At 71.4% G+C, this 26,763-nt stretch carries 24 protein-coding genes; 10 read left to right on the top strand and 14 right to left on the bottom strand.

The window, feature by feature from the left end; all coding sequences use genetic code 11:
* Window positions 1–106: 106 nt before the first annotated feature.
* Complete coding sequence (locus AB0946_RS13445) at window positions 107–673, top strand: GNAT family N-acetyltransferase (RefSeq protein WP_366760686.1); 567 nt, start codon at window positions 107–109, stop codon at window positions 671–673.
* Here AB0946_RS13445 and AB0946_RS13440 read toward each other — a convergent pair.
* The 6 genes from AB0946_RS13440 to AB0946_RS13415 all read right to left on the bottom strand — a co-directional run bounded on the left by AB0946_RS13440 (window position 670) and on the right by AB0946_RS13415 (window position 7,881).
* A complete protein-coding gene (locus AB0946_RS13440) occupies window positions 670–2,259 on the bottom strand; it encodes a type IV secretory system conjugative DNA transfer family protein (protein ID WP_366760685.1) in 1,590 nt (529 codons plus the stop codon). The two genes, AB0946_RS13445 and AB0946_RS13440, sit on opposite strands and share 4 nt — an antisense overlap.
* 42 nt (window positions 2,260–2,301) lie before the next feature.
* The gene (locus AB0946_RS13435; RefSeq protein ID WP_366760684.1) at window positions 2,302–3,714 is read right to left on the bottom strand and encodes an ATP-binding protein; all 1,413 of its coding nucleotides are present in this window, start codon (window positions 3,712–3,714) and stop codon (window positions 2,302–2,304) included.
* A 14-nt stretch (window positions 3,715–3,728) separates the two neighbouring features.
* The gene (locus tag AB0946_RS13430; RefSeq protein ID WP_366760683.1) at window positions 3,729–5,285 is read right to left on the bottom strand and encodes an SCO6880 family protein; all 1,557 of its coding nucleotides are present in this window, start codon (window positions 5,283–5,285) and stop codon (window positions 3,729–3,731) included.
* Window positions 5,282–6,616 carry a hypothetical protein gene (locus AB0946_RS13425; protein WP_366760682.1) on the bottom strand — a complete coding sequence of 445 codons (1,335 nt, stop codon included), beginning with the start codon at window positions 6,614–6,616 and terminating at the stop codon, window positions 5,282–5,284. The genes AB0946_RS13430 and AB0946_RS13425 overlap by 4 nt, the downstream gene beginning before the upstream one ends.
* A complete protein-coding gene (locus AB0946_RS13420; protein ID WP_366760681.1) occupies window positions 6,606–7,430 on the bottom strand; it encodes a hypothetical protein in 825 nt (274 codons plus the stop codon). The genes AB0946_RS13425 and AB0946_RS13420 overlap by 11 nt, the downstream gene beginning before the upstream one ends.
* A 142-nt stretch (window positions 7,431–7,572) precedes the next feature.
* Window positions 7,573–7,881, bottom strand: coding sequence for a hypothetical protein (locus tag AB0946_RS13415; RefSeq protein ID WP_014673544.1), 309 nt, complete (start codon window positions 7,879–7,881; stop codon window positions 7,573–7,575).
* Window positions 7,882–8,250: 369 nt separating this feature from the next.
* On the opposite strand from AB0946_RS13415, the gene AB0946_RS13410 reads away from it, so the two are divergent.
* From AB0946_RS13410 to AB0946_RS13400, 3 genes are all read left to right on the top strand, one after another.
* Entirely contained in the window at window positions 8,251–9,021 is a 771-nt protein-coding gene (locus tag AB0946_RS13410; RefSeq protein ID WP_366760680.1) for a trypsin-like peptidase domain-containing protein, read from the top strand.
* Window positions 9,022–9,135: 114 nt separating this feature from the next.
* The gene (locus AB0946_RS13405) at window positions 9,136–10,137 is read left to right on the top strand and encodes a bifunctional lytic transglycosylase/C40 family peptidase (protein WP_366760679.1); all 1,002 of its coding nucleotides are present in this window, start codon (window positions 9,136–9,138) and stop codon (window positions 10,135–10,137) included.
* Window positions 10,138–10,367: 230 nt separating this feature from the next.
* Window positions 10,368–11,075 carry a phosphatase PAP2 family protein gene (locus tag AB0946_RS13400; protein ID WP_366760678.1) on the top strand — a complete coding sequence of 236 codons (708 nt, stop codon included), beginning with the start codon at window positions 10,368–10,370 and terminating at the stop codon, window positions 11,073–11,075.
* A gap of 701 nt (window positions 11,076–11,776) precedes the next feature.
* On the opposite strand, the gene AB0946_RS13395 is transcribed toward AB0946_RS13400, so the two are convergent.
* Entirely contained in the window at window positions 11,777–13,348 is a 1,572-nt protein-coding gene (locus AB0946_RS13395; RefSeq protein WP_366760677.1) for an FAD-binding oxidoreductase, read from the bottom strand.
* A gap of 321 nt (window positions 13,349–13,669) precedes the next feature.
* Between AB0946_RS13395 and pstS the strand changes: the two genes are divergently transcribed.
* The 4 genes from pstS to pstB all read left to right on the top strand — a co-directional run bounded on the left by pstS (window position 13,670) and on the right by pstB (window position 17,828).
* Window positions 13,670–14,803: a phosphate ABC transporter substrate-binding protein PstS gene (gene pstS, locus AB0946_RS13390; protein WP_366760676.1), complete on the top strand. Its 1,134-nt coding sequence runs from the start codon at window positions 13,670–13,672 to the stop codon at window positions 14,801–14,803.
* 114 nt (window positions 14,804–14,917) lie between these two features.
* Window positions 14,918–15,922, top strand: coding sequence for a phosphate ABC transporter permease subunit PstC (gene pstC / locus AB0946_RS13385; RefSeq protein ID WP_366760675.1), 1,005 nt, complete (start codon window positions 14,918–14,920; stop codon window positions 15,920–15,922).
* Complete coding sequence (gene pstA / locus AB0946_RS13380) at window positions 15,919–16,980, top strand: phosphate ABC transporter permease PstA (protein WP_366760674.1); 1,062 nt, start codon at window positions 15,919–15,921, stop codon at window positions 16,978–16,980. The genes pstC and pstA overlap by 4 nt, the downstream gene beginning before the upstream one ends.
* A 71-nt stretch (window positions 16,981–17,051) precedes the next feature.
* Complete coding sequence (pstB, locus tag AB0946_RS13375) at window positions 17,052–17,828, top strand: phosphate ABC transporter ATP-binding protein PstB (RefSeq protein WP_366760673.1); 777 nt, start codon at window positions 17,052–17,054, stop codon at window positions 17,826–17,828.
* Window positions 17,829–18,030: 202 nt separating this feature from the next.
* Here pstB and AB0946_RS13370 read toward each other — a convergent pair whose 3' ends face one another.
* On the bottom strand, window positions 18,031–19,029 hold the full coding sequence (locus AB0946_RS13370; RefSeq protein WP_366760672.1) for an inorganic phosphate transporter: 999 nt from the start codon (window positions 19,027–19,029) through the stop codon (window positions 18,031–18,033).
* 7 nt (window positions 19,030–19,036) lie between these two features.
* The gene (locus tag AB0946_RS13365; protein WP_015493282.1) at window positions 19,037–19,657 is read right to left on the bottom strand and encodes a DUF47 family protein; all 621 of its coding nucleotides are present in this window, start codon (window positions 19,655–19,657) and stop codon (window positions 19,037–19,039) included.
* Window positions 19,658–19,872: 215 nt separating this feature from the next.
* Here AB0946_RS13365 and AB0946_RS13360 point away from each other — a divergent pair, with 215 nt between their 5' ends.
* Window positions 19,873–20,181 carry a metal-sensitive transcriptional regulator gene (locus tag AB0946_RS13360; protein WP_014673531.1) on the top strand — a complete coding sequence of 103 codons (309 nt, stop codon included), beginning with the start codon at window positions 19,873–19,875 and terminating at the stop codon, window positions 20,179–20,181.
* Between the two features lie 5 nt (window positions 20,182–20,186).
* Here AB0946_RS13360 and AB0946_RS13355 read toward each other — a convergent pair whose 3' ends face one another.
* Window positions 20,187–20,348: a hypothetical protein gene (locus tag AB0946_RS13355; protein WP_366760713.1), complete on the bottom strand. Its 162-nt coding sequence runs from the start codon at window positions 20,346–20,348 to the stop codon at window positions 20,187–20,189.
* 117 nt (window positions 20,349–20,465) lie between these two features.
* Window positions 20,466–21,329, bottom strand: a complete 864-nt coding sequence (locus AB0946_RS13350; RefSeq protein WP_366760671.1) for a hypothetical protein — start codon at window positions 21,327–21,329, stop codon at window positions 20,466–20,468.
* Between the two features lie 603 nt (window positions 21,330–21,932).
* Between AB0946_RS13350 and AB0946_RS13345 the strand changes: the two genes are divergently transcribed.
* Entirely contained in the window at window positions 21,933–22,118 is a 186-nt protein-coding gene (locus tag AB0946_RS13345) for a hypothetical protein (protein WP_366760712.1), read from the top strand.
* A gap of 3 nt (window positions 22,119–22,121) precedes the next feature.
* Here the strand turns inward: AB0946_RS13345 and AB0946_RS13340 are convergent, their stop codons facing one another.
* Genes AB0946_RS13340 through AB0946_RS13330 form a run of 3 tightly spaced genes read right to left on the bottom strand, consistent with a single transcriptional unit; the run spans window position 22,122 to window position 25,883 of the window.
* On the bottom strand, window positions 22,122–22,535 hold the full coding sequence (locus AB0946_RS13340) for an NUDIX hydrolase (RefSeq protein WP_366760670.1): 414 nt from the start codon (window positions 22,533–22,535) through the stop codon (window positions 22,122–22,124).
* Between the two features lie 17 nt (window positions 22,536–22,552).
* Window positions 22,553–23,665: a CHAD domain-containing protein gene (locus AB0946_RS13335; RefSeq protein WP_366760669.1), complete on the bottom strand. Its 1,113-nt coding sequence runs from the start codon at window positions 23,663–23,665 to the stop codon at window positions 22,553–22,555.
* Window positions 23,646–25,883: an RNA degradosome polyphosphate kinase gene (locus AB0946_RS13330; protein WP_366760668.1), complete on the bottom strand. Its 2,238-nt coding sequence runs from the start codon at window positions 25,881–25,883 to the stop codon at window positions 23,646–23,648. Before AB0946_RS13330 ends, AB0946_RS13335 begins: the two co-directional genes overlap by 20 nt.
* Between the last annotated feature and the right edge of the window lie 880 nt (window positions 25,884–26,763).

Here is a 26,763-nt window from a genome sequence, read left to right as displayed (position 1 = left end):
TGGTACTGCAGGGGGGACCCTGTGGGAGAGTAGGACACCGCCGAACAATTCTTGGGAAAACCCCCGCACCTCCGGTGCGGGGGTTTTCTGCGTTTAGGGTGGTCGCATGAATCTTCTCGCCGGGAACAAGTACGCCGTCCGCGCCATACGCCCCGACGACTGGGAGCGCGTGAAGGAACTGCGCCTGGACGCGCTGCGGGACCCCGTCGCACACCTCGCCTTTCTCGAGACCTACGAGAACGCCGCGGCCAAGCCGGACTCCTTCTGGCAGGACCGGGCCGTCACCTCCGGGGAGGGCTCCACCACCGCCCGGCAGTTCATCGCCGAGACGGCCGACGGGAGGTGGGCCGGCTCGGTCACCGTACTCGTCGAAGAGGCCGGGACGACGGACTGGGCCGGGTTTCCGGTCGAGCGGCGGCAGGGACACGTCGTGGGAGTCTTCCTACGTCCCGAGCACCGGGGGAACGGGCTGATCGAGGCCTTGTTCAACGCCGGTGTCGCCTGGGCGTGGGAACAACAGGCCGAGCGGGTGCGGCTGTTCGTCCACGAGGACAACGCGCGAGCGCAGGCGGCGTACCGGAAGATCGGCTTCGCACCGAGCGGCCTGGTGGTGTCCTTCTCGAAGGACGAGGCGGAGAAGGAGCTGGAGTTCGTGCTGGAGCGGTCCGTCTAGACCGGAAGTTCCTCGTGGGGCCAGCGGGAGCGGGCTTGTTCCCGGGAGCGGAGCAGGGCGAGCGTCGGCAGGCCCCGGTCCGCTCCGCTGGCGAGCAGCGCCGGCAGTTCCGGGATCGGGGCCACGGCCGCGATGTCGTCCAGGACCAGGGTGAGTGGTGGGTCGAGCCGACCGGAGGATGACCGTTCGGCCATGCGCCGGCCGCGCTCGACCACGCTGGAGACGAGGGCCGTCAGGAGCGGCATCGCACCCGGATCGCTCCTCGGGTCCTCGATGGATTCACCGACCACATAAAGCGTGCCCCCTTCTTCGATGAAGGAATCCAGGGCGAGGGCATCATTTCGGTTGGGTGTGCAGGCTTCGCGGATGTTGACCGTGGAGAGGGCCGCGAGGGCCCTGCCGGTCAGTTCCTGAGCGATGTCGCGGCGATCGGGGTGAGCGGTCAGGGCCGCCTCCAGCTCGCCCGCGGCGCCCGGGGCGGCCTTCGGGTGGGTGCGGAGAGTACGGACCGCCTCTTGGACCTGTGTGCCCTGGGACCAGCGGTGGACGTGGCGGACGGTGCGGTTCTCCAGGGCGGCGGCGTGCAGGTAGCTGCGCAGGAGGGTGGTCGCCGTGTCCGCCACCGCCTGGTCGATCCTGGCGGTGGGTCGTACGGGGGCGAGCAGGGCCGTCGCCCTGTGCAGCGCCGTCTGTCTGTCTTCGCACCCGGTGGTGGGGGACCAGTGGAGGCGGGCCGGGGTGTCGCACAGGTGGGCGGGGTCGTAGAGGAGGGTGGGGCCCAGTTTGGCCTTCGCGTCCTTCGTGTCCGACCAGAGGCTGGGGTTGGAGGTGACGACGAGGGTGGGACCGAGGGCGGTTTGGACGGCCTCGGTCGCGGTGGTGTGGCGGTGTTCCCTCGGGGCGATGAGGATCTTTTCCCACCCGCTCACCCGTTCGGCGCCGGCCGAGAAGTTGCCCGGTCCCGGTAGTTCAGCCTCCCCGCGAGGTGCCGGTACCTCGTGCCCAGGGGTGACTGCGGGCGCGGGCCCGGGCGAATCGGTGTGGGCCGGGCCGGGGCCCTCCGGAACGGCGGCGGCCGGGCTGACGGCGGCTGGGCCGGGGGTCGCCGGGGCTGTGGGGACCGGGGCTGCGGCTGGGGCCGGCGGAGCCGCGGCACCTGCCACCGAGGGCGTCGGCATCGTCCCCCCGCGCTCGGCGGCGGCCCTGCGGGCCCTTCCGGCTCTCCACCGGGCCACCGTTCCCAGGGCGAACATCGTGAGGACGAAGAGGATCATCAGCTGGGCTATGAACAGGCCCCAGAACAGGCCCCAGCCGGAGAGCTGGGACGGTGGGGTGTCCGGCCAGGCGCCGGTGATGTCGTGGGGGCGGCCGATGAGGTGGCGCATGGCCAGGGGCGTGCGGGTGAACGTGACGCCGGCGGGCCAGGCGCCCTGCGCGAACCAGGCCGCCAGTCCGGTGGCCGTCCACACCAGCACCGTCATGCCGAGGAGGAACGCGAGCAGGCCGATCAGCAGGCCGTCGGGGATGCCGCCCTGGCCCTCACGGCGGCTGTCCCGGCGGTCCTCGCGGCGGTCGTCCGGTCTCACCCTGTGCTCCCCTTACATCCTTCCGAGCCCGGCCGCGTCCCCTTATGCCACCGTCGACTCGGAGTCGCCCACGTGCTGTTCCACGAAGGCCGCGGCCCGTTGCTCGGCCTCCAGTTCGGCCGCGCGCAGGGCGTCGTCGGCCGCGAGGTCGCTGGAGGACTCGGTCATCGCGCGGTCGGTGAAGACCAGCGGCCGTTCCGTCTCCGTGATCAGGTGCTTGACCACCTGGACGTTGCCGTTGACGTCCCAGACCGCGATGCCGGGCGTGAGCGTGGGGATGATCTCGACCGCCCAGCGCGGGAGGCCGAGGACCCGTCCCGTGGCCCTTGCCTCGTCGGCCTTCTGGGCGTAGATCGTCCTGGTCGACGCCATCTTCAGGATGGCCGCCGCCTCCTTCGCCGCCGCTCCGTCGACGACGTCGGACAGGTGGTGGACCACCGCCACGAAGGACAGGCCGAGCCGCCGGCCGAACTTCAGCAGTCGCTGGAACAGCTGGGCCACGAACGGGCTGTTGATGATGTGCCAGGCCTCCTCGACCAGGAAGATGCGCTTCTTCCGGTCGGGGCGGATCCAGGTGTGCTCCAGCCACACGCCGACGATCGCCATGAGGATGGGCATGGCGATGGAGTTGCGGTCGATGTGGGAGAGGTCGAAGACGATCAGCGGGGCGTCCAGGTCGATGCCGACCGTCGTCGGCCCGTCGAACATGCCCCGCAGGTCACCGTCGACCAGCCGGTCCAGGACCAGGGCGACGTCGAGGCCCCACGCCCGTACGTCGTCTATGGCGACGTTCATCGCCTCCGCCGACTCCGGCTCGGGGTGCCGTAGCTGCTCCACGATGTCGGACAGGACCGGCTGGCGGTCCACGATGGTCTCGTTGACGTACGAGTGGGCGACCTTCAGGGCGAAGCCGGAGCGCTCGTCCAGGCCGTGGCCCATCGCGACTTCGATGATCGTGCGCAGCAGCGCCAGCTGGCCGGTGGTGGTGATCGCCGGGTCCAGCGGGTTCAGGCGGATGCCGTGGTCCAGGGCGGCCGTCGGGTCCAGCCGGATCGGCGTTATCCCCAGCTCCTGGGCGATGAGGTTCCATTCGCCGACCCCGTCCTCGCCCTGGGCGTCCAGGACGACGACCTGGCGGTCCCTGAAGCGGAGCTGGCGCAGGACGTAGGTCTTCTCCAGGGCCGACTTGCCGTTGCCGGACTCGCCGAGGACGAGCCAGTGCGGGGCCGGCAGCTGCTGGCCGTAGAGCTGGAAGGGGTCGTAGATGTAGCCCTTGCCGGAGTACACCTCGCGGCCGATGATCACGCCGGAGTCACCGAGGCCGGGCGCGGCCGTGGGCAGGTAGACGGCCTGGGCCTGGCCCGTGGAGGTGCGCACCGGCAGCCGGGTCGTCTCGACCTTCCCGAAGAGGAAGGAGGTGAAGGCCTCGGTGAGGACGGACAGCGGGTCCCGCATCGGCGAATCAGCCCCTACCTTCGGATGCCGGTGGCGAACGGAAGTGTGTTCACGAAGGCGCGGTGGTGCTCTCGGTCGCACCACTCCAGCTTGAGGTACGACTTGCCGGCGGAGGCCCTTATCGTCCGCTTGTCGCGGGCGAGGGCCTCCGGGGAACGGGAGGAGACGGTGATGTAGCCGACCAGGTTGACGCCGGCGGCGCCGCTGGCGAGGTCCTCGCCGCGCTGGTCGAGGCGGTTGTGCGCGGCGATGTCGCGCGGGTCGACGGTCCGGTTCATCTTGGCGGCGCGGGACGCCTCGGCCTCGTCGTTGGTCTTCTCGGTGAGCATGCGCTCGATGGCGACCTCGGTGGGTTCGAGGTCCATGGTGACGGCGACCGTGCGGATGACGTCCGGGGTGTGGACGAGGAGCGGCGCGAGGAAGTTCACGCCGACGGGGGTCATCGGCCATTCCTTGACCCAGGCGGTGGCGTGGCACCAGGGCGCGCGGGTGCTGGACTCGCGGGTCTTGGCCTGGAGGTAGGTGGGCTCCGTGGCGTCCAGCTCGGCCGGCCAGGCGTTGCGCTGGGTCATCGCCTGGATGTGGTCGATGGGGTGGTCGGGGTCGTACATGGAGTGGACGAGGGAGGCCAGCCGCCCCTGACCGAGCGGCTGCCGTACCCGGATGTCGGCCTCCTGGAGCCGCGAGCAGATGTCGGTGAGCTCGCGGGCCATGACGACGGCGAGCCCGGCGTCGCGGTCGACCTTGCCGCCGCGGGCGCGGACGGCGCGGGCCATGGCGTGTGCCTCGGCGGCCAGTTCGCGGCTGTAGTGCATACAGGCGACGAGGTAGGCGCGGTGCTGCTCGCTGCTGGTGGAGACCATGGACTGGAGCTGGTCGTAGGACTGCTGGAGCCAGCCGGGGGCGCGCGGGTCGCCGCGTTGGGCGACGTCCTTGGCGTGCGCGTCCGGGTCGGCGGGCAGGGTCCGGGCGAGCATCTGCAGGCGCGTGACGAAGCCGTCCCCGTTGGCGACGTGCTTGAGCAGGGTGCCGAAACGGTCGACCAGGGCCTCCTGGTCCTCGGAGTCGCGCAGGCCGACGCCGGGGCCCTCGATCTCGATGGCGGCGGTGACGGTTTTGCGGTCGGCGTGCAGCAGTACGGCGATCTCGTCCGGCCCGAAGGGGGCCGCGAGCCAGGTGATGCGGCCGATGCCCGGGGGCGGGCCGATCTCGATCTCGCGCCCGTCGAGCCGGGTCCCGGCCTCCATGGCGGTGGAACGGTAGACGGCGCCCCGCTTGACGGTGCGCTTGTAGCTGCGGTTGATCTCGAACCACTTGTAGAACGTGCGGCGCTTGTACGGCACGTAGACCGCGGCGAGCGCGAGCAGCGGGAAGCCGGTCAGCAGCACGATCCGCAGGGGCAGGACCGGGACGAGGAGGCCGCACATCATGCCGAGGAACGCGCCGGCGATGATCAGGGCGATCTCGCCGGACTCGCGGTTCCGGCCGACGATCGCGTTCGGCCGGGCGCGGCCGATGAGATACGTACGGCGGGGCGTGACCGGATGGGACAGGTGGGACTCGGTCGTCAACGCCCTTCACCTCCCGAGCGGTTGTTGCGGGTGTTGCTGGCGTGCGGAGTGTTGACCGGGCTGGACGCGCGGGGCGCGGGCGTGGCGGAGGGGACGGCTCCGCTCCCGGTGGGGGTACGGCTGCTGTGGGCGGCGACGCCTCCGGTGGCGGGGTTGGCCGGGCGGGGGGTGCTGCCGGACTGGCCGCCGGAGGTGTCGGCGCGGGTGCTGTGGGTCTTGATGCCCTGGGCGACGAGGGTGGCCGGGGAGCTGATGACGGCGGCGGCCTTGCTCTCGGCGCCCTGCATGATGCGGTTGCTGCGGGAGCCGGCGAGCTCGTCGCCGAAGCCGGGGACGAAGCGGTAGATCATCGCGCTGGCGAAGATGGCCAGCAGGATGATGGCGAGGCCGGAGACGACGGCGGAGAACGCGTCGGGGCCGCTGTCGCCGGAGAGGGCGCCGGCCAGGCCGAGGACGATCACGATGACCGGCTTGACGAGGATGACGGCGATCATGATGCCGGCCCAGCGGCGGACGTGGCCCCACAGGTTCTTGTCGACCAGGCCGGCGTAGACGACGGTGCCGAGGAGGGCGCCGACGTAGAGCAGGGCGGCGCGGATGACGAGCTCCAGCCAGAGGACGCCGGCGGCGAGGATGCTGACCAGGGACACGACGATCAGCATGATGGGGCCGCCGCCGATGTCGTTGCCCTTCTTCAGGGCGCCGGAGAAGGTGCCGAAGAAGGTGTCGGCCTGGTCGCCGGTGGCTTTGGCGAGGACGTCCGTGACGCCGTCCGTCGCCGATACGACGGTGTACAGGATCAGGGGGGTGAAGGCGGAGGCCAGCACGGTGAGCCAGAGGAAGCCGACGGCTTCCGAGATGGCGGTGGTGAGGGGGACGCCGCGGACGGCCCGCTTGGCGACGGCCAGGAGCCAGAGGAGGAGCGTGAGGATCGTGGAGGCGGCGAAGACGACGGCGTACTGCTTGAGGAACGCCTGGTTGGTGAAGTCGACGGTGGCGGTCTCCTTCACGGCCTTGCTGAGCTTGTCGACCGTCCACGCGGCCGCCTCGGCGCAGCCCTTCGCCAACGACGACAGCGGGTCCAGGGTGGCGGTGTCCGGGGTGGTGACACTGTTGGAACCGCTGGAGGCGTTACCGCGCTCGCAGTACTTCTTCGCCTCGCCCGAGATGGCGTCGCAGTTGAACCTGTCCTTCGACGGCGAGGGTGACGGGCTGCCGGAGGGGGTGGGCGAGGGATCGGCGAAGGCGCGCGTGGCCAGCAGGACGACCGTGGTCTGTACGGCTGCCACTACTCCGGCGAGCTTGAGCGCAGGCTTGGGGCTACCGGGCATACGTGAACCCTCCGTACTCTTCGATGGCCTTGCTGATCTCGTCGGAGGTGGCGGCCTTGTCGTCACCGGGCACCGGAGCGGGACCGTCCTGCTGGGCCTCGGATTCGATCTTCCAGTCGCCGTCGGTCCACCGCAGGTCGAACGTCCACGTCTTCCAGGATGAGGTGACAGGGTCGGTCGAGGCGCTGCCGGCCATACCGATGAGTCCCACGTACCAGACGGCGACCTTCGCGCTGTCACCCGAGTACTCCCGCACGGTCGTGCCGACCGGGATCACTCGTGAGACGAAGGTGTTGCCCTTCGGTGGGTTGCCCGCCGCGTCAAGGCCCATCTTGGCGAGGAACTCGGCGGAGTAGGCCCGGTCCATGGGGCCCTGGAGGCGGGCTGCCGCCTCGGCGGTGTACAGCAGGTTCAGCAGTGTGTGGCGGCTGTCCTTGGTGAACATGCCCGTCGAACCCAGTGCTACGGCATAGTTCGAGGCCGCCGACTGCGCCCCCTGCTCGCTGTGTGCGAACCCCGTCGGAACGCCGGAGGACTTGCTCTCCACCGGACGCGACCCGCTCGCCGACGTGGCGGAGGTGGTCGGTTTGTCCGCCTTCCCCGACGCCCCGTCACCCGGCGAGTCCTCCCCCCGGTTTGCGAAGGCGATGGCGGCGATGAGGAGGACCACTACGCCTACCACCGTGATCAGGCTGCGGGAGGAGGAGCGGTGGGGGCGGCGGGGGGCGCCGCCGTAGGGGTCGGGGTCGGGGAGGCGGGTGCGGGTGTGGCCCGTCTCGGGGTAGTCGTAGCCCTGTTCGTCTCCGGGACTCATGCCGTGTGCGCTCCCTCACCCTCGTAGGCGTACGACGGTAGCCGTGCTGGTTCCCGCGGGGGCGCGGTGTGGTGACTCGACATCAGGGAGACGCAACCTCAGCCGGTGGGCACGACGGGTGGGTGGGGTGGAGGGGGCGGGGTCAGACCGCCATGCCGTACACGATCGTGAACAGCGTGCCGAGGGATCCGATGATGAACACCCCGGTGAGACCGGCGATGATGAGGCCCTTGCCCTGTTCGGCGCTGAAGGTGTCCCGCAGGGCCGTGGCGCCGATGCGCTGCTTCGCCGCGCCCCACACCGCGATGCCGAGGCAGAGGAGGATGGCCACGGCCATGACCACCTCGATCATCACCTTGGCCTCGTTGCCCAGGCTGCCGAAGGGGCCCCAGTCCGGAGCGATCCCGCCGATGATGGTGTTGATGTCTCCCTTGTCGGCCGCAAAGAGCATGTAAGTCACCGCCCCTGGTGGGTAGTTCCGTGAGTGCCCCTGCGGTGTGCAGAGGTCAGCCCTCATTGTCGCCGACAACGTCGCCAACGTATGTCGACTTGACGTCATTGACTGGCGGGTTTCGTACGAACAGCCCGTTCGGTCACTCTGTGTATCATGGCAGGTCACGCTGGGCAACGAGGTCGGAGTGGTCCCGGTCGGGCGACGCGTCGCGACGATGTTCTCACGGGGTGCCGGGAAACGCGCCGAGGCCGGGTGCGGCGGCCGGCCACGTTCGGGTCGCCCGCGACGGGGAATCGGGGGTTTCACAGGAAAATCTCAGCTAAGCCGGAACGGGATTCTCACCTTCGTGGAACAGAGTGGGGCCTGATGAAGCGCACCTCACGCATCTCGGTCACCTCACGGCCCGCGTTGCTCGGCGCTGTGGTGCTGCTGACCTTGACGACGTCCTCCGTGGCCGCGGCGGACGACGGGCGGGGCCCCCTCGGGGTCACCGCCGACACCGTCGCGACCCGGTACAGCGCGCGAGTGGGCGCGCTGTTCGACGCGGACCGGGCGGGCAGGCTCGCCGGCGGCCACTTCTGCACCGCCTCCGTGGTGCACAGCGCCCAGGGCGACCTGGTCGTCACCGCGGCGCACTGCGTGACCGGCGTCGACGGCGACCTGGTGTTCGTGCCGGGCTACCGGGACGGACGGGCCCCGCACGGGGTGTGGAGGGTGACGCGGCGGTTCCTGCCGGACGGGTGGGCCAAGGGGCGGGACGAGGACAGTGACGTCGCCTTCGCCGCCGTCGCCGCGCGGGACGGCGAGCGACTGGAGGACGTGGTCGGCGCCAACCGGTTCACGACCGGGGCGGCCACCGGTGCCACCGCGGTCACCGTCACCGGCTACCCCGACTCCCGCGAGGTGCCCATTAGCTGCACCAACAGGCCGGTCCCGCACAGCCGCACCCAACAGCGCATCGACTGCCCGGACTTCACGAGCGGCACCAGCGGCAGCCCCTGGGTGAACGGTGACGGCCAGGTCGTCGGCGTGCTCGGCGGCCACGAACAGGGCGGCTCCACGGCGGACACGTCGTACAGCGTGGTCCTGGGCGGCGAGGCGGCGGAGCTGTACCGGGACGCCGCGGCCGGGCGCTGAGCGGGGCCGCCGAGCCGGCTGAGAGGGCGTCATGCGGGTCCGGTCACCTGTGAAATGACGCCACTTCGCGCACAAATGGCCTTGAACCGCGCCCGCATGGGGGAAAGTTGAACCGTGCGGAAGGTATGGGTGTTGGGTGGGGCGGCCGTCGGGCTCGGCATGGGCTTCGTCATGCTGCTCGTCGTCGGGGTGTATCTCGTGGCCGGGAACCTGGTGGGCGGGGTGACGTCGGGGAGCCGGGGGCTGGCCAAGGGGGCTGTTCCGGCCGCCTACAAGACACTGGTGCAGAAGTGGGGCAACCTGTGCCCGGCGCTCAGCCCCGCGCTGCTCGCCGCGCAGCTCTACCAGGAGAGCGGCTGGAACCCGACCGTCGTCAGCCCGGCCGACGCCCGCGGGATCGCCCAGTTCATCCCGAGCACCTGGGCGACCCACGGGATCGACGGCGACGGTGACGGCAAGCGGGACATCTGGGATCCGGACGACGCGATCCCGTCGGCCGCCTCGTACGACTGCGAGCTGGCGAAGTACGTGAAGGACGTGCCGGGGAACGTCTCCGACAACATGCTCGCCGCCTACAACGCGGGCGCCTACCGCGTCATCCGGGCGGGCGGGGTTCCGGCCATCAGCGAGACGCGGAACTACGTCCAGCGGATCCGCAGCCTGGAGAAGAGCTTCGCCGCGCCGGTGACCCGCATCGACCCCACCCGGCAGGCCGCCGGCGCCATCGCCTTCGCGCAGAGCAGGCTCGGCACGCCGTACCTGTGGGGCGGCAACGGCACCCCCGACCAGGGCGGGCGCTTCGACTGCTCGGGGCTGACCAAGGCCGCGTACGAGAAGGTCGGGATCACCCTGCCGCGCGTGGCCAACGACCAGTACAACGCCGGGCCGCACCCCTCGCGGGACCAGCTGCTCCCGGGCGACCTGGTGTTCTTCTCCGACGACCTCACCGACTCCCGGGCCATCCGGCACGTCGGCATCTACGTCGGCGGCGGATACATGATCGACGCCCCGCGCACGGGTGCCGTGATCCGGTTCGACCCCATCGACACACCCGACTACTTCGGTGCCACCCGGGTCACCGAAGATGGCGCGAAAGCACTCCCCACGACAGTGTGAACCGAGCGTGAACCCATCCCCTGAGCTGGGGCGACGAGTCTCTCTTCGATAACGTCTGCGTGATCATTCAGTGGAGAGTGGAACGTATAGACGGTGGGCATGCGTTCCTGTTGACGTAGCCGAGCGGACGTCAGTGCGGCAGTGCAGCGGAAGCGGATCTACGAACCACGGGGGGCTGGTGCGACGCACACGAGGTGCGTCCGGGAAGACGACGAAGGGGCCGCAGCACGATGGCTGTACTCGCCGAATCCGGATCGAACCCCGACGTCGAGCTGCTCTACGACATCAACGGCCTGGCCAAGGACGCACCGCACTGGTTCGACCGGGTCATGGAGTTCGTCGGTGAGTACGGTCTGCTGCTCGCCATGGTGCTGCTGGTCCTGTGGTGCTGGTGGTCCGTGCGGCGCCGGGGCGGCGAGGAGGCCGCGCCCTCGGTGGCCGCGCTGGTGTGGGCACCGCTCGCGGCCGGTCTCGCGGTGCTGGTGAACGTGCCGATACGGGGTTTCGTGGAGCGCCCCCGCCCCTTCGTCGACCACCAGGGCCTGGACGTCCTCGTCTCCGGCAAGACCGACTTCTCCTTCGTCAGCGACCACGCGACGATCACGATGGCGCTCGGCGTGGGGCTCTTCGTCGCCCACCGCCGCTTCGGCCTCGCCGGCATCGGCCTCGCCCTGCTGGAGGGCTTCTGCCGGGTCTACATGGGCGTGCACTACCCGACCGACGTCGTCGGCGGCTTCGCCCTCGGTACGGCGGTCGTCCTGCTGCTGTCCCCGCTCGCCACGGCCCTGCTCACCCCGCTGATGCGGGCCGTGGAGCGCTCGCCGCGCGCCGGCTGGCTCGTGCGGCGGCGCTCCGCGGGGACGGGTGGCCGCGGCAACACCCTCCTGCCCGGCGCCCGCAAGTCCCTGGACACGGAGGAACGAGACCTCGCGGCCTAGCCGCGGGCGCGGCTCAGCGGTGCGGGCGGGGTGGTCCGGGGGTGCCTGACGTCCGGTCTGGGGGCCGGGGGCGGTAACGCGAGAGGTGCGCGACGCCTCAGCGGCGTGAGCGGGGCGGCACGGGGGTGGCTGACGCCTGGCCGTGGGGGCGGTGACCGGGGATGTGGGCGGTGCCCACCGATGCGAGCGGGCGGTACGGGGGTGGCTCACGCCTGGCCGTGGGGGCGGGTGGCCCGGGGATGTGAGTGACGGCCCAGCGGCGCGAGCGGGCGGTACGGGGGTGCCCGGCGCCCAGCCGTGGGGCGGTGACCGGGGATGTGGGCGGTGCCCACCGGTGCGAGCGGGGTGCTACAGGGTGCCCCCCTTGCCAGCCGCGGACGCCTCACCGGTGTGAGCGGGGCGCCTTCGGGGGGCCTGGCGCCCAGCCGCGGGGGCGGGCGGCCCGGGGATGTGGGCGGTGCCCCACCGGTGCGAGCGGGGCGCTACAGGGTGCCCCCCTCGCCAGCCGCGGACGGCTCACCGGTGCGAGCGGGGCGTCTTCGGGGGGCCCGGCGCCCAGCCGTGGGCGTGGGGCCGGTGGCCGGGGAGGGGCGGCGCGTCGTGTGTCCGCCGGGTCGCCGGTCGTCGCGTTCGTCACATCGCCCTCGCCGATACGCCCGTCCCGCCCCCTGCCGGCGGCGGCGGGACGCCGGTACCGGCCGTTACAGGCCCTGCGTGTAGGAGAAGAAGCGCTGGGGGTCGTACTGCTGCTTCACCTTGGCCAGCCGGGCCGCCGCGTCGCCGTAGTACGCCTTCCGCCAGTCCTTCAGCGTCGGGTCGCTGTAGTTCTGGTAGGCGGCGCCCGAGGCGTACGGCTGCATCGCCTGGTGCGCCGAGGTCAGCCAGGACTGGGCGGTGGAGCCGGAGGCCCCCGCGCCCCAGGAGGCGATGTACTGCGCCAGCATCCGCGAGCGGCGGTGGACGAAGGCCGTCGCGGTCGGGGAGACCCGGTTGACCGCGCCGCCGAGCGCGGTGAACGCGATGCTGCCCGCGCCGCCCCGCACCGCGGCGATCTGCTTCAGCACGGTCTGGATGCCGGCCGCGGACAGCGAGCGGTCGAAGAAGTCGGAGCGGGCCGCGTACGTCTCCCGGCCCAGCTTGCCCTGCGGGGAGCGGCCCGGGGTGGAGCCGGGCAGGTGGCACTGGGCGTCGGTGGAGAAGGAGGAGCAGCCGGCGTAGATCTCCATGGCCTCCTCGTAGCCCCGGCGGCGCAGGGAGACGGAGGAGGCGTCGGCGCCCGCGAGGTGGGCCAGGCGGTCCACGGCGTTCTGCAGCTCGCCGTAGGTGCCCAGGGAGAAGCAGGCCACCGAGATGGCCGGGGTGCGGCCCGGGGAGCACGCCAGGTGCAGGGAGGACCAGATCTCGTCGGGCTGGCTCGGGCCCCACTCCTGCCACGCCCGCAGCACCTTGGCGGCCTTGGCCCACGGCCAGGTCAGGTAGGCGGTCACGGCCTGCGGTGCGGCATGGGTCCGGAACTGCAGCTCGGTGACGACGCCGAAGTTGCCGTTGCCGGCGCCGCGCAGCGCCCAGAACAGGTCCTTGTTGGTGCTCGCGTTCGCCGTGAGCTGTTTGCCGTCCGCGGTGATCAGGGTGGCCTGGGTGAGGCTGTCGCAGGTCAGGCCGTAGGCGCGGGAGGCGACGCCGTGGCCGCCGCCGAGCACCAGGCCGGAGACGCCGACGGTGGGGCAGGAGCCCGCGGGTATGGTCACGCCCTTCGCGGCCAGCGCGCGGTAGACGTCGATCAGCTTGGCGCCGGCGCCGACGACGGCTTGGTCGCCGCTCGCCCGCACCCGGTTCAGCCGGGACACGTCGACGATCAGCCGGTTGTCGCCGGAGGAGTAGCCGGCGTAGGAGTGGCCGCCGTTGCGTATGGACACCTTCACGCCGTGCGCGTGGGCGTAGGCGAGGGTGGTGCGGATGTCGGCGGTGTGCGCGACGTAGGCCACCGCGGCGGGCTTCAGCCCGTCGAAGCGGGTGTTGTACAGCTGGTGGGCGGTCTTCCAGCTCGCGTCGCCGGGCCGCACCAGGGTGCCGTCCAGGTCACGGGCGAGGGCCGCCCAGTTCGCGGCGGCGGTCGCGCTGGTGGTCTTCAGGGCCGTCAGCGAGGTGGAGGGCGACGCCGTGCCGGCGCGGTCCGTCGCAGGGGCGGCCGAGCCTCCGCCCGCACCGCACGCGGTGAGTGCGGTCGTCGCCAGGGCGGCCGCGCCGCCCGAGATGAACGTACGCCGTTCCATGTCTGTCGCCTTTCCTCGGCTGTTGTGGAACGAGACGACGCGCCGCACTCGAGAGTTCCCCCGGCCGGGTGTGACGGTCGACGTCACATGCGCGCGACCCGGTCGCCGGAACCTTCGCGTGCTCTCCCCGTGAGCATTCCGTGACCTCACCAGGCCGACGGCAGGGGTTCACCCCTCGTTCACTTCCGGCCATCGGCGGCTTCACCTGATCTGCCTAATTTCGGCCTTACCGGGTGCCGAGTGCGGCCATGAACGCGCTCACGCACCTCTACTACCTCGCGCGCCGCCGACAGCGGCGGCTCCTGGAAGGAACTCCCGAAAGTGAAGCTTCAGCGCAAGAACCGGCTGCGCGCCCTTTCTCTCGGTGCTGTCGCCGTCACCGGCGCCCTGGCCCTGACGGCGTGCGGCTCCGACGACAACGGCGACGGCGGCAGTGCGTCGGGCAACCCGTCCACGTCCGCCCAGGCCAGCTCGATCAAGTGCGACGACGCCAAGGGTCAGCTCCTCGCAGACGGCTCCTCCGCGCAGAAGAACGCGATCGACGCCTGGGTGAAGAGCTTCTCCCAGGCTTGCGGTGTGCAGATCAACTACAAGGGCGGCGGCTCCGGCGCCGGCGTCACCGCGTTCACGCAGGGCCAGGTCGCCTTCGCCGGTTCCGACTCGGCGCTGAAGCCCGAAGAGGTCACCGCCTCCAAGCAGATCTGCAAGGGCGGCCAGGGCATCGACCTGCCGATGGTCGGCGGCCCCATCGCCATCGGTTACAACGTCCCGGGTGTCGACAACCTGGTCCTGGACGCCCCGACCCTCGCCAAGATCTTCGACAGCAAGATCACCAAGTGGAACGACCCGGCGATCGCCGCCCTGAACAAGGGCGTGAAGCTCCCCGACCTGAAGATCCAGGCGTTCCACCGCTCGGACGAGTCCGGCACCACGGACAACTTCACCAAGTACCTGATCGCCACCACCCCGGACAACTGGAAGTACTCCGGCGGCAAGGCCTGGCAGGCCAAGGGCGGCCAGTCCGCTCCGCAGTCCGCGGGCGTGGCCCAGCAGGTCAAGCAGACCTCCGGCGCCATCGGCTACTTCGAGCTGTCCTACGTCAAGGACGGCCTCAAGGCCGTGTCCATCAACACCGGTGCCAGCAAGCCGGTCGCGCCGAGCTCCGAGAGCGCCACCGCCGACATCGCCGCCGCGAAGGTCATCGGCACCGGCAAGGACCTCTCGCTGAAGCTGGACTACAAGACCAAGGCCGAGGGCGCCTACCCGATCACCCTGGTCACCTACGAGATCGTGTGCGACAAGGGCAACAAGGCGGACACCCTGCCCGCCACCAAGGCCTTCCTGCGCTACATCGCCAGCGAGGACGGTCAGAAGATCCTCCCGAGCATCGGCTACGCGCCCGTGCCCGCCGACATCATCTCCAAGGTCCGCACGACCATCGAGGGCCTGAGCTGACCTGATCCGAGAGTGCGGTCCGGTACCCGACGGGGCCGGGCCGCACCGTCCGGTGCACCGCCGCCATGAGCCGCGGCCCCCTCGGGGGCACGGCTCCGCAGACCGGAGAACCCGATGGACATATCGACGACAACCGACGTACCCCCTCCCGCCTCCCAGTCCACGATCGCCGAGCGGAAGCGCGCGGCCCGTGGCGCCACCCGCCCCGGTGACCGCATCTTCCTCGGGCTGTCCCGAGGCTCCGGCGTCCTGCTGCTGGTGATCATGGCCGCCATCGCGGTCTTCCTCACCTACCGCGCCGCCCTCGCGATCAGCAAGGACCACGCGAACTTCCTGACCACGTTCGAGTGGAACACCAACGTCCTCGAACCGAAGTTCGGCATCGCGGTCCTGGTCTTCGGCACGCTCGTCTCCTCGGTCATCGCCATGGTCATCGCGGTCCCGGTCGCGGTCGCCATCGCGCTGTTCATCACGCACTACGCCCCGCGCCGCATGTCCGGCCCGGTCGCCTACGTGATCGACCTGCTCGCCGCCGTGCCGTCCATCGTGTACGGCCTGTGGGGCGCCCTCGTGCTCGTCCCGCACATGAACGGCCTGTTCGGCTGGCTCGACGAGTTCTTCGGCTGGACCGGCGTCTTCTCCTGGGACGAGGGCGCGCCGCGCTCGATGCTCACCGTCGGCATCCTGCTCGCGATCATGATCCTGCCGATCATCACCAACGTGAGCCGTGAGGTCTTCCGCCAGGTCCCCCAGATGCACGAGGAGGCGGCCCTGGCCCTCGGCGCCACGCGCTGGGAGGTCGTCCGCATGTCCGTGCTGCCCTTCGGCCGCTCCGGTGTGATCTCCGCCTCCATGCTCGGCCTCGGCCGCGCGCTCGGCGAGACGATGGCCGTCGCCACCGTGCTCTCGCCGTCCTTCGACATCCAGGCCAGCCTGCTCAACCCGGGCGGCGGCACCTTCGCCCAGAACATCGCCAGCAAGTTCAGCGAGGCCAACGAGTTCGGCCGGGACGCGCTCATCGCCTCCGGTCTGGTCCTGTTCGTCATCACCCTGCTGGTCAACGGCGCCGCCCGGCTGATCATCGCCCGTCGCGCGGAGTACTCGGGGGCCAACGCATGAGCACCGCAGCCGTCACCGACAAGCGGCACAGCACGCTGCGCGCCGCGAGCCTGCCCCGGTGGACGCCGTGGGCCATCGCCGCCGGCTCCCTCGTCCTGGGCATCGGCATCAGCATGGCCGCCGGCCTGGACAGCCAGGTCCAGTGGGGTCTGATCGCCGCCGTCCTCTTCGTCCTCGGCACGTACGGCATCGCCGCGCGCGTCGAAGGCCGCCGCCAGGCCAAGGACCGCGTCGCCACCAGCCTCGTCTGGGTGGCCTTCCTGCTCGCCGTGGTGCCGCTGGTCTCCCTGATCTGGGTGACCGCCGCGCGCGGTGTGAAGGTCCTCGACCTCTACTTCCTGACCCACTCGATGGGGGTCGTCGCCGACACCGAGCCCGGCGGCGGCATCTACCACGCCATCATCGGCAGCCTGGAGCAGGTCGGCCTCGCCACCGTCATCGGCGCCCCGATCGGCGTGCTCACCGCGATCTACCTGGTCGAGTACGGCCGGGGCCGGCTCGCCAAGGCCGTCACGTTCTTCGTCGACGTCATGACGGGCATCCCGTCGATCGTCGCGGGCCTGTTCATCCTCAGCCTGATGCTCATCTTCGAGCTGCAGCCGTTCGGCTTCGCCGGTTCGCTGGCCCTCGCCATCCTGATGATGCCGGTCGTCGTCCGCTCGACGGAGGAGATGCTCAAGCTCGTCCCGAACGAGCTGCGCGAGGCGTCCCTGGCGCTCGGCGTGCCCAAGTGGCGGACCATCCTGAAGGTGGTCCTGCCGACCTCCGTCGGAGGCATCACCACCGGCATCATGCTGGCGGTCGCCCGTATCGCCGGCGAGACCGCGCCCGTGCTGCTGCTGGTGTTCGGCAACCCGTTCATCAACAACAACCCCTTCGAGGGCGCCCAGGCGTCGCTGCCGCTGTACATCTACCAGCAGTTCGCCAACAGCGCGGGCTCCGGTGCGGCGTTCGACCGCGCGTGGGCGGCGTCCCTCACGCTGATCGCCTTCGTGATGATCCTCAACCTGGTGGCCCGCGGCATCGCCCGCTGGAAGGCCCCCAAGACCGGTCGCTGAGGCGACTATCTCCGGCTCCGTCGGGCGGGGCCACACAGCGACCGAGCTTGAACTCTGGAAGTGAAGCAGACATGGCCAAGCGAATCGACGTAAGCGGCCTCACCGCCTTCTACGGCTCCCACAAGGCGATCGAGGACATCTCGATGACCGTGGAGCCGCGGTCGGTGACGGCGTTCATCGGCCCCTCCGGCTGCGGCAAGTCGACGTTCCTGCGCACGCTGAACCGCATGCACGAGGTCACCCCCGGCGGGCGCGTCGAGGGCAAGGTGCTCCTGGACGACGAGGACCTGTACGGCGCCGGGGTCGACCCGGTGTCCGTCCGCCGTGAGGTGGGCATGGTCTTCCAGCGTCCGAACCCGTTCCCCACGATGTCGATCTTCGACAACGTGGCGGCGGGGCTGCGGCTGAACGGCAACTACAAGAAGTCGGAACTGAACGACATCGTCGAGAAGTCCCTCAAGGGCGCGAACCTCTGGAACGAGGTGAAGGACCGCCTGAACAAGCCGGGCTCCGGTCTGTCCGGCGGTCAGCAGCAGCGGCTGTGCATCGCCCGGGCGATCGCCGTCGAGCCGGACGTGCTGCTGATGGACGAGCCCTGCTCCGCCCTGGACCCGATCTCCACCCTCGCCATCGAGGACCTGATCGGAGAGCTGAAGGAGCGGTTCACGATCGTCATCGTGACGCACAACATGCAGCAGGCGGCGCGTGTCTCGGACCGTACGGCGTTCTTCAACCTCGCGGCGGTCGGACAGCCCGGCCGGCTGATCGAGATCGACGACACGGAGCGGATCTTCTCCAACCCGTCGGTGCAGGCCACGGAGGACTACATCTCCGGCCGCTTCGGTTAGATCCTCCACGATCCCCTCGCGGTGCTGCATGGCGGTGCCACCGCGAGGACGCAAAGGGCCCGCCCCTGGCTCCCGGGGGCGGGCCCACTGCGTTGTCACTGCGTTCGGCTTCGGCGCCGGGGGTCTTCGGGGCTTCGCCCCTCGCCCCGGTGTTTCCCGCCCGTCCGACTCGGTCGGCCGGAGGGCCGGGGTCCGGGTCGGCCTACAGCGCCACCAGCTTGACCAGGCCGAAGGCCAGGGCGGCTACCAGGGCCGCTGCCGGCATCGTGATGAACCAGCCCAGGATGATGTTCTTGGCCACGCCCCAGCGGACGGCGTTGACGCGCTTGGTCGCGCCCACGCCCATGATGGCCGAGGTGATGACGTGGGTGGTGGAGATCGGCGCCTTGAAGAGGAACGCCGTGGTGAACATGATCGACGCGCCGGTCGTCTCGGCGGCGAAGCCCTGCGGCGGGTCCAGCTCGATGATCTTGCGGCCCAGCGTGCGCATGATCCGCCAGCCGCCCGCGTAGGTGCCGAGGGACAGCATGATCGCGCAGACGATCTTCACCCAGACCGGGATCGGGTCGCCGTACGTCTCGTGGCCGGAAATCACCAGTGCCATGACGACGACGCCCATCGTCTTCTGGGCGTCCTGGAGACCGTGACCCAGCGCCATGCCGGCCGCCGAGACGGTCTGGGCTATGCGGAAGCCGCGCTTGGCCTTGTGCGGGTTGGCCCGGCGGAAGATCCACAGGATCGCCGTCATGACCAGGTAGCCGATGATCAGGCCGACGACCGGGGACACGAACATCGGGATGATGACCTTGTCGACCACCCCGTGCCAGATCACCGTCGTACCGCCCGCCAGCGCCGCGCCCACCAGGCCGCCGAACAGGGCGTGCGAGGAGGAGGACGGCAGGCCGAAGTACCAGGTGACCAGGTTCCAGACGATCGCGCCGAGCAGGGCCGCGAAGAGGATCCCCATGCCGGTGGAGCCCTGGGGGGTCTCGATCAGGCCCTCGCTGACCGTCTTGGCGACGCCGGAGCCCAGGAAGGCACCGGCGAGGTTCATCACGGCCGCCATGGCGAGGGCCGCCCGCGGGGTCAGCGCCCGCGTCGACACCGACGTCGCGATGGCGTTCGCCGAGTCGTGGAAACCGTTGGTGTACGTGAAGAAGAGCGCGACCGCGATGGTCACGATCAGGGCGAAGGTGTCCATCGACGCCTCAGGACTCCTTGACGGCGATGGTCTCCACCGTGTTCGCCACGTGCTCGAACGCGTCCGCCGCCTCTTCCAGGACGTCCACGATCTGCTTGAGCTTCAGCACCTCGATCGCGTCGTACTTGCCGTTGAAGAGGTGGGCGAGCAGCTTGCGGTGGATCTGGTCGGCCTGGTTCTCCAGCCGGTTGACCTCGATCCAGTACTCGGTGAGGTTGTCCATGGTGCGCAGGTTCGGCATGGCCTCCGCGGTCAGCTCGGCCGCCCGGGCCAGGACCTCGATCTGCTGCTCGACGCCCTTCGGCAGTTCCTCGACGTTGTAGAGGACGACCAGGTCGACGGCCTCCTCCATGAAGTCCATGATGTCGTCCAGGGAGCCGGCGAGGGCGTAGATGTCCTCCCGGTCGAACGGCGTGATGAAGGAGGAGTTCAGCTGGTGGAAGATCGCGTGCGTGGCGTCGTCACCTGCGTGTTCCGCGGCCCGCATACGCTCTGCGATCTCGGCCCGGGCGGAGGAGTCCGCCCCGAGCAGTTCCATCAGGAGTTTCGAGCCGGTGACGATGTTGTCCGCTGACGCGGCGAACATGTCGTAGAAGCTCGTCTCCCTGGGGGTCAGACGAAAGCGCACGTGGGGTCCTCGGGGTGCTTCGGTTTCGGTCAGGCTGATGCTAGGCGCATCATCCGGCCACGGCTATCGGGCCGCATCCCAGTGTCGCCCATCGGGCACAGTGGTCGGCACGGGGGCGGACGAAGGGCCCTCTACCCCGGAAAGTTCGTTACCATATACCCACCAGGGGTATGTGTCCCTTTTGTCCCCAGCTCGTCCCGAGACGGAGGCCCGCGATGACGACGACGACCGAGGCCGGCGCCACGCACGGCTACCACAAGCAGAAGGACGAGCACCTCAAGCGACTGCGCCGGATCGAGGGCCAGATCCGCGGGTTGCAGCGGATGGTGGAGGAGGACACGTACTGCATCGACATACTCACGCAGGTCTCCGCCTCCACCAAGGCCCTGCAGTCCTTCGCGCTCCAGCTGCTGGAGGAGCACCTGCGGCACTGCGTCGCGGACGCGGCCGTCAAGGGCGGTGACGAGATCGACGCCAAGGTGGACGAGGCGACGAAGGCGATCGGCCGGCTGCTGCGCAGCTGAGCCGCTCAGGCCGCGTCGCGCTCCTCGGCCACCCGCAGCACCTCGTCGATGCTCTCCAGGCTGAGCCGGTCCTCGGCGGCCGAGGCCGCGATGATCAGCTCTCCGCACAGCTCGATCTCGGCGAGGGCCACGTGGTCCTGAACCGCCGTGCCGCCGACCGCAGCCACCCGCCTCACCTCTTCTCAGACGTCACCGCTCCCTAGAGTAGGCAGCGTCCCACTGGCCGCGCATGGCACGGACGGGCTACTTACGGGGTGGCGTCCCGGACTAGTGACTGGCCGGTTTCAGGCCCCGCCGCCGGTCCCGCCCTCCTCGGCGATCCGGCCGGCGTAGATGTCCTCCGGGGCCGGCAGCCGTACGTCGGCGGGGGTGCCGAAGCCGTACAGCAGCAGGGTGGAGGCGACCGCCACGGTGGCCTTCTGGCGGCCGTTGACGAAGCTGAAGCGCTGCCGCAGCTTACGGATGCGGCCCTGGTCGTCCAGGTACGCGTCGAACGGCACCTCGGCCGTGGCGAAGCCCTTCGCCGCCGCTGCCAGGGCCGCCCTGTTCGCGGCGGAGGCGTACCGGGCCGCGCGGCGCAGGTCGGCGGTGCCCCGGTAGTGCCGCACCGGCGTCCCGGCGACCTCGGTTTGACCCACGAGGACCGCTTCGCGTGTCCCGCGCAGCACCTCGGCCGCCGCGTACGGGTCGGTCGCGCCGCCGGTGACCAGGTTGCCGTCGGACAGCGTCGCGGTCTCCACCCGCACCCACTTGTCGGCGGGCACGCCCGCGCCCCGGTTCTTCATGAACAGCGCGCCCGGGGCGAGGAGTTCGGTGATGGGCCGGTGTTCGGAGGTGCCCGTGGGGTCCTCGGGCAGCACCACCGTGAGCCGGCCGAGGCGGTGCCGGTAGTCGTAGACCCCCTTGCCGCGGATGGTGACCCGGGTACCGCCCGTGGCCATCTCCATCGAGGTGCCGGCCTTGGAACTGCCCGCGGTCCGCAGCGCGTCGGCGGCCCGGTGCAGGGCGGTGACGGGGTCACCGGCGCCCTTGACGTCCTCGGCGGCGGCCCCGCTGCCGGAACAGCCCGTGGCGCCCGTCCCGAGGGCGAGGAGGACGCCCACCGCGACGACCGTCCCGCCCGCGCGCCTGTGCTGCCGCCGATCCATCGCCTGCCTACCCCCAGCCGGTGTGTCCGTCACGGGCCCCCTGTCGTCCGGATAACGACGGCTGAGGGACGCCGTCACGCGCCGCCGGGAGCGGTGGCGGGGCCGCGCCGGGGTGAGGGGAGCGGGGCGGGCGTGGGCGGGGGCGCGTTGGGCCGGGAGCCGGGCCGGGTGTCGGCGGGGCCGCGCCGGGCCGGGGGGAGCGGGGCGGGTACGGGTGTGGGTGGGCTGCGTGCCGGCGGGGCGCCTCGCGGCGAGGGGAGTGGGGCGGGCGTTGGTGGGGGCGGCGGCGTGATGGGACGGGTGTCGGCGAGGCCCTGCTGGGCGGAGGGATGCGGGGCGGGTTCTGGCGGGGGCGCGCTGGGCCGAGGGGAGAGGGCGGGTGTCGGCGGGACGGATGTCGGCGGGGCCCTGCTGGGCGGAGGGGTGCGGGGCGGGGGCGCGGTGGGCCGAGGGGAGAGGGCGGGTGCCGGCGAGGCGCCTTGCGGCGAGGGGAGTGGGGCCGGTGGGGGCGCGTCATGGCGGGGCCGGCGGGACGGGTGCCGGCGGAGCCGGGCGGCGGGAGTTGGACCGACGCTTTCATCACGGCTGGGTACCGTTGACGGCGTGGCAGTCATCGCGGTAGCGGAGGACGGACCGGAAAGCGCCGGGTCCGGGCAGGAGCACCTCACGACGACGACCGAGCAGGGCCCCTTCTGCGTGGCCAGATGCAGTTGCGGCTGGCGCGGCCCCGCCCGCCGGGCCCGCAGCCAGGCCCGCACGGACGCGGAGGGGCACACGGCGGGCCGCTGAGCGTCACCGGCGCTCCAGGGCCCGCAGGAGCGCGTCCACCAGGTCCCCGTCGCGGGGCTGGGTGAGCCGGTCCCGGGCGGCGGCCGGGGCCAGCCACAGGATGCGGTCCACCTCGGCGTTCGGCGTGAAGTGGCCGGAAACCGCCTCCGCGGCCCAGTACCGCACCCGTTTCGGGCGGCCGTTGGCCGAATAGCGCAGGGTCGGCAGCTCGCGGCCCGGCCCGGCGGTGTACCCGGTCTCCTCCGCGACCTCGCGCAGCGCGCCGGCGAGCGGGTCCTCGCCCCGCTTCAGCTTGCCCTTGGGGTGGGACCAGTCGTCGTACTTCGGCCGGTGCACCAGACAGATCTCCAGGTCGCCGGAGACCGGGGAGCGGCGCCACAGCACACAGCCGGCCGCCTGGACCACGGTGTCGTCCACACCGCCTCCTCGTGGGGTCAGGGCGCGGGAACGGTCTGCTTCTGCCACGCCTGCTGGAACGCGAACCGGGCCGCCTCCACCTCGTGCCGCTGGTCGGCGTGGAGCACACCGAGCGCGTACGCCGTCGCCGGGGTGATCCGCGGGGTGCGGGCCGCCTGCGCCGCCGCGGCCGCCGCCTCCGAGGCGTCCCGGTGCCGGTTCAGCGCCTGGCCCGCCGTCAGCAGCCGCCCGTCCGGCGGGGTGTCGCCGGCGTGCAGCACCTCGCGGGCGTACCGGTGCAGACGCAGCAGCAGGCGCACCTGGTGCCAGGGGCTGTCCTGGGGGTGCGGCGCCGGGTCCGGGGACAGGCCGTGCACCAGCGCCTCCGCGTTGTAGGGGTGGCCGGCGGTGACCAGGGGGAGCGCGGTGACGGCGTCCGTGAGGCGTTCCTCGGCCGCGGCGGCCAGGGGGTGCAGGGTCGTGGCGGGGGCGGCGGGGGTGAGGGGAACCTCGCTGGCGAGGACGGCGACCTTGTCGGCCACGGCGTGGAAGCGGGAGGAGCCGAGGGCCTGGAGGGCGGTGGAGTGGGCGCGCGTCCGGGCCAGGGTGAGCTGGCGTTCGAGCAGGGCGCCCGCCTTCGCCGCGCCGACCGTGAGGGTGCCGCGCTCTGTCGTCACCGTCGCGCCGGCGGGACCACCGGTGCCTCCCACCGCGGTGGTCCCCGCCCGTGCCGCCCCGGCGGCCCGGCTGCCCGCGGCCACGGGGACGTCCACCGCCTGTGCGGGCAGCACCGCCGCGCCCGACAGCCGGTGCAGGGCCAGCAACAGGCGTTCCAGACGGGCCTCGTAGGCGTGTTCCAGGCCCAGGGTGCCGGACACCCAGGCCAGTTCGGGGCGCATCGCCTCCGACCAGTCGGGGTCGAGGAGCGGGCGGAAGGTGTGCAGGCTGGCGCTGATGCGGCGGGCCGAGCGCCGCAGGGCGCGGGCCGCGTCGACGGGTTCCTCCGCGCCGGCCGCCTGGCCCCCGGTCTCCCGGTGCAGGCGCAGGGCGCGGAGGAACTCGGTGGCCTGGGCGCGCAGGTAGTCCGCGAGGGCGTCCCCCGTCACCGCCCCGGCCGTGGGGTCCGTCGGGTCAAGGTGTTGCTGTGCCACGCCGGCGCCTCCGGGCGTCTATGAGCATCTCCTGGATGTTGCGCAGGGGCTGGCCGTCCGCGTCGGTCGCGTGCCGCGTCCACTCGCCGTCCGGGCCGAGGTGCCAGGACGCGGTGGTGTCGGACATGCCGGTGTCCAACAGCCGGTTGAGTGCGGCGCGGTGGCCGGGGTCGACCACCCGGACCAGGGCCTCTATCCGGCGGTCGAGGTTGCGGTGCATCATGTCGGCGCTGCCGATCCACACCTCGGGCTCGCCGCCGTTGCCGAAGGCGAACACCCGGGAGTGTTCGAGGAACCGGCCGAGGATCGAGCGGACCCGGATGTTCTCCGACAGACCCGTGACGCCCGGGCGGACGGCGCAGATGCCCCGCACCCAGATGTCGACCGGCACGCCCGCCTGGGACGCCCGGTAGAGCGCGTCGATGACCGCCTCGTCCACCATCGAGTTGACCTTGATGCGGACGAACGCGGGACGGCCCGCGCGGTGGTGCTGGACCTCCTTGTCGATCCGGGCGACCAGGCCGTCCCGCAGGGACTTGGGGGCGACCAGCAGCCGGCGGTAGGTCTCGCGGCGCGAGTAGCCGGACAGCCGGTTGAAGAGGTCGGAGAGGTCGGCGCCGACCTGCGGGTCGGCGGTGAGCAGGCCGAGGTCCTCGTACAGGCGGGCCGTCTTCGGGTGGTAGTTGCCGGTGCCGACGTGGCTGTAGCGGCGCAGGGTCTCGCCCTCCTGACGCACCACCAGCGACAGCTTGCAGTGCGTCTTCAGGCCGACCAGGCCGTACACGACGTGGCAGCCGGCCTCCTCCAGCTTGCGGGCCCACTTGATGTTGGCGTGCTCGTCGAAGCGGGCCTTGATCTCGACCAGGACGAGGACCTGCTTGCCGGACTCGGCGGCGTCGATGAGCGCGTCGACTATCGGGGAGTCGCCGGAGGTGCGGTACAGGGTCTGCTTGATGGCGAGGACGTCCGGGTCGGCCGCGGCCTGTTCCAGGAACGCCTGCACGGAGGTGGAGAAGCTGTCGTACGGGTGGTGCAGGAGCACGTCCCGCGCGCGCAGCGCCGCGAAGATGTCGGGCGCGGACGCCGACTCGACCTCGGCGAGGTCGCGGTGGGTGCCGGCGACGAACTTCGGGTACTTCAGCTCCGGCCGGTCGAGGCTGTGGATGCGGAAGAGGCCGGTGAGGTCCAGGGGGCCGGGCAGCGGGTAGACCTCCGCCTCGGAGATCTTCAGCTCGCGCACCAGCAGGTCCAGCACCTCGCGGTCGATGGACTCCTCGACCTCCAGGCGCACCGGCGGGCCGAAGCGGCGCCGCATGAGTTCCTTCTCCAGGGCCTGGAGGAGGTTCTCGGCGTCGTCCTCCTCGACCTCCAGGTCCTCGTTGCGGGTGATCCGGAAGGCGTGGTGCTCCAGGATCTCCATGCCCGGGAACAGCTCTTCCAGGTGGTTGGGGGCCGCGATGACGTCCTCGATGGGGACGTAGCGGCCGGGGGAGGCCTCCAGGAAGCGGGTCAGCAGCGGCGGAACCTTCACGCGCGCGAAGTGCTTGTGGCCGCTGACCGGGTTGCGCACCACGACGGCCAGGTTCAGCGAGAGGCCGGAGATGTACGGGAAGGGGTGCGCGGGGTCGACGGCCAGGGGCGTGAGGACCGGGAAGATCTGGTGCCGGAACAGCGTGAAGAGCCGGGCCTGTTCCTTGTCGGTCAGCTCGGTCCAGCGGACCAGGTGGATGCCCTCGTCCGCGAGTGCGGGGGCGACGTCCTCGTGGTAGCAGGCGGCGTGCCGGGCCATCAGCTCGCGGGAGCGGGCCCAGATCATCTCCAGTACCTCGCGGGGCTGGAGGCCGGAGGCGGAGCGGGTGGCGACGCCGGTGGCGATGCGGCGCTTCAGGCCGGCCACGCGGACCATGAAGAACTCGTCCAGGTTGCTGGCGAAGATCGCGAGGAAGTTGGCGCGCTCCAGCAAGGGCGTGTTCGGGTCCTCGGCCAGCTCCAGGACGCGCTCGTTGAAGGCGAGCCAGCTGCGTTCCCGGTCGAGGAAGCGGCCCTGGGGCAGGGGTGCGCCGTCGGTCGGCGCCTCCTCGTAGGTGTCGAGACCCGCGTCCAGATCGGGTTCCAGGTCGGAGACCACGGCGGCCACGGCGTGCTGGCGGTGCGCGGCGATGGAGCCCACGGAGGGCTGGGGGTGCTGTACCTCTGCCTGGGTGTCTTGCTGACTCATGAACCCATTCTTCCGCGCAACGGGTGACACAGGCGCGTCGGAACGTGCGGGCGGGAGCGTGACGGCCCCGTTCCCCGCGGGCCCCTCGGGGGGCGGCGAAGGCTCTGGCACGGCGGGCTTCATTGGCTGAGCGTCGCAAGCCCGGCTGAATCAACGGTTACGGCGACATGACGTGCGGGATAGCGGGGGGCGGCCCGAAGGGGTTCCCGGCTGCGAAAACGCCGGAAATCCGGGTGCTTCGGCGGTGGCGGTGAGTCCCCCCGGGTGGCGACCGCGGGCGCGTTTTCGGTATCGGTGCGTGACCAGGACGGCCCGGTGCGTGCACCGGACCGCCCCGGAGGCCAGGGCGAGCACACCGGCCGGTGAACGGGGGCGGTGCGGCTGTGGTCGGCGACGCGCGCCGGCAGGCCCGGTCACGGGGAGCGACACAGAGGGCGCCCCTCAGCGGTCCACAGCCCGCGAACAGCGCGAACGCCGGTGCACGGCAGCACGGCCGGGCGGTGCTGCGGCGGCAGGGCGCGGCGGTTGACCGGGCCACCGGAGGGGCCGGCGGTCATCCACCGGCTCCGTCATGGCCGGTCCCGGCGGCTTCCCCGGGGCCGGGGCCTGTGGCGCGGGCTGCCGGGGGTGAGGGGGCTCCGTCGTGGCCGGTCCCGGCGGCTCGCCCACGGCGGCCTCGGCGGTTTCGCCATGGCCGGGGCCCGTGGCGCGGACTGCCGGGGGTGAGGGGGCATCTGCCGGTTCCGTCTCGGCCGAGTCCGGCGGTTTCGTTACGGCTGGTCCGGGCCGTTCCCTCGCGACCGGTCCGAGTGGCTTCCTCGCGGCCGGTCCCGGCGGCTTTCCCGTGGTCGGGACCCGTGGGGCGGGCCGCCGGGGGGCG

It is taken from the genome of Streptomyces sp. NPDC046870 (genome assembly GCF_040704595.1).
In the GTDB taxonomy this organism is placed as follows: domain Bacteria; phylum Actinomycetota; class Actinomycetes; order Streptomycetales; family Streptomycetaceae; genus Streptomyces; species Streptomyces argyrophylli.
This window is presented reverse-complemented; position numbering and strand designations above follow the sequence as displayed.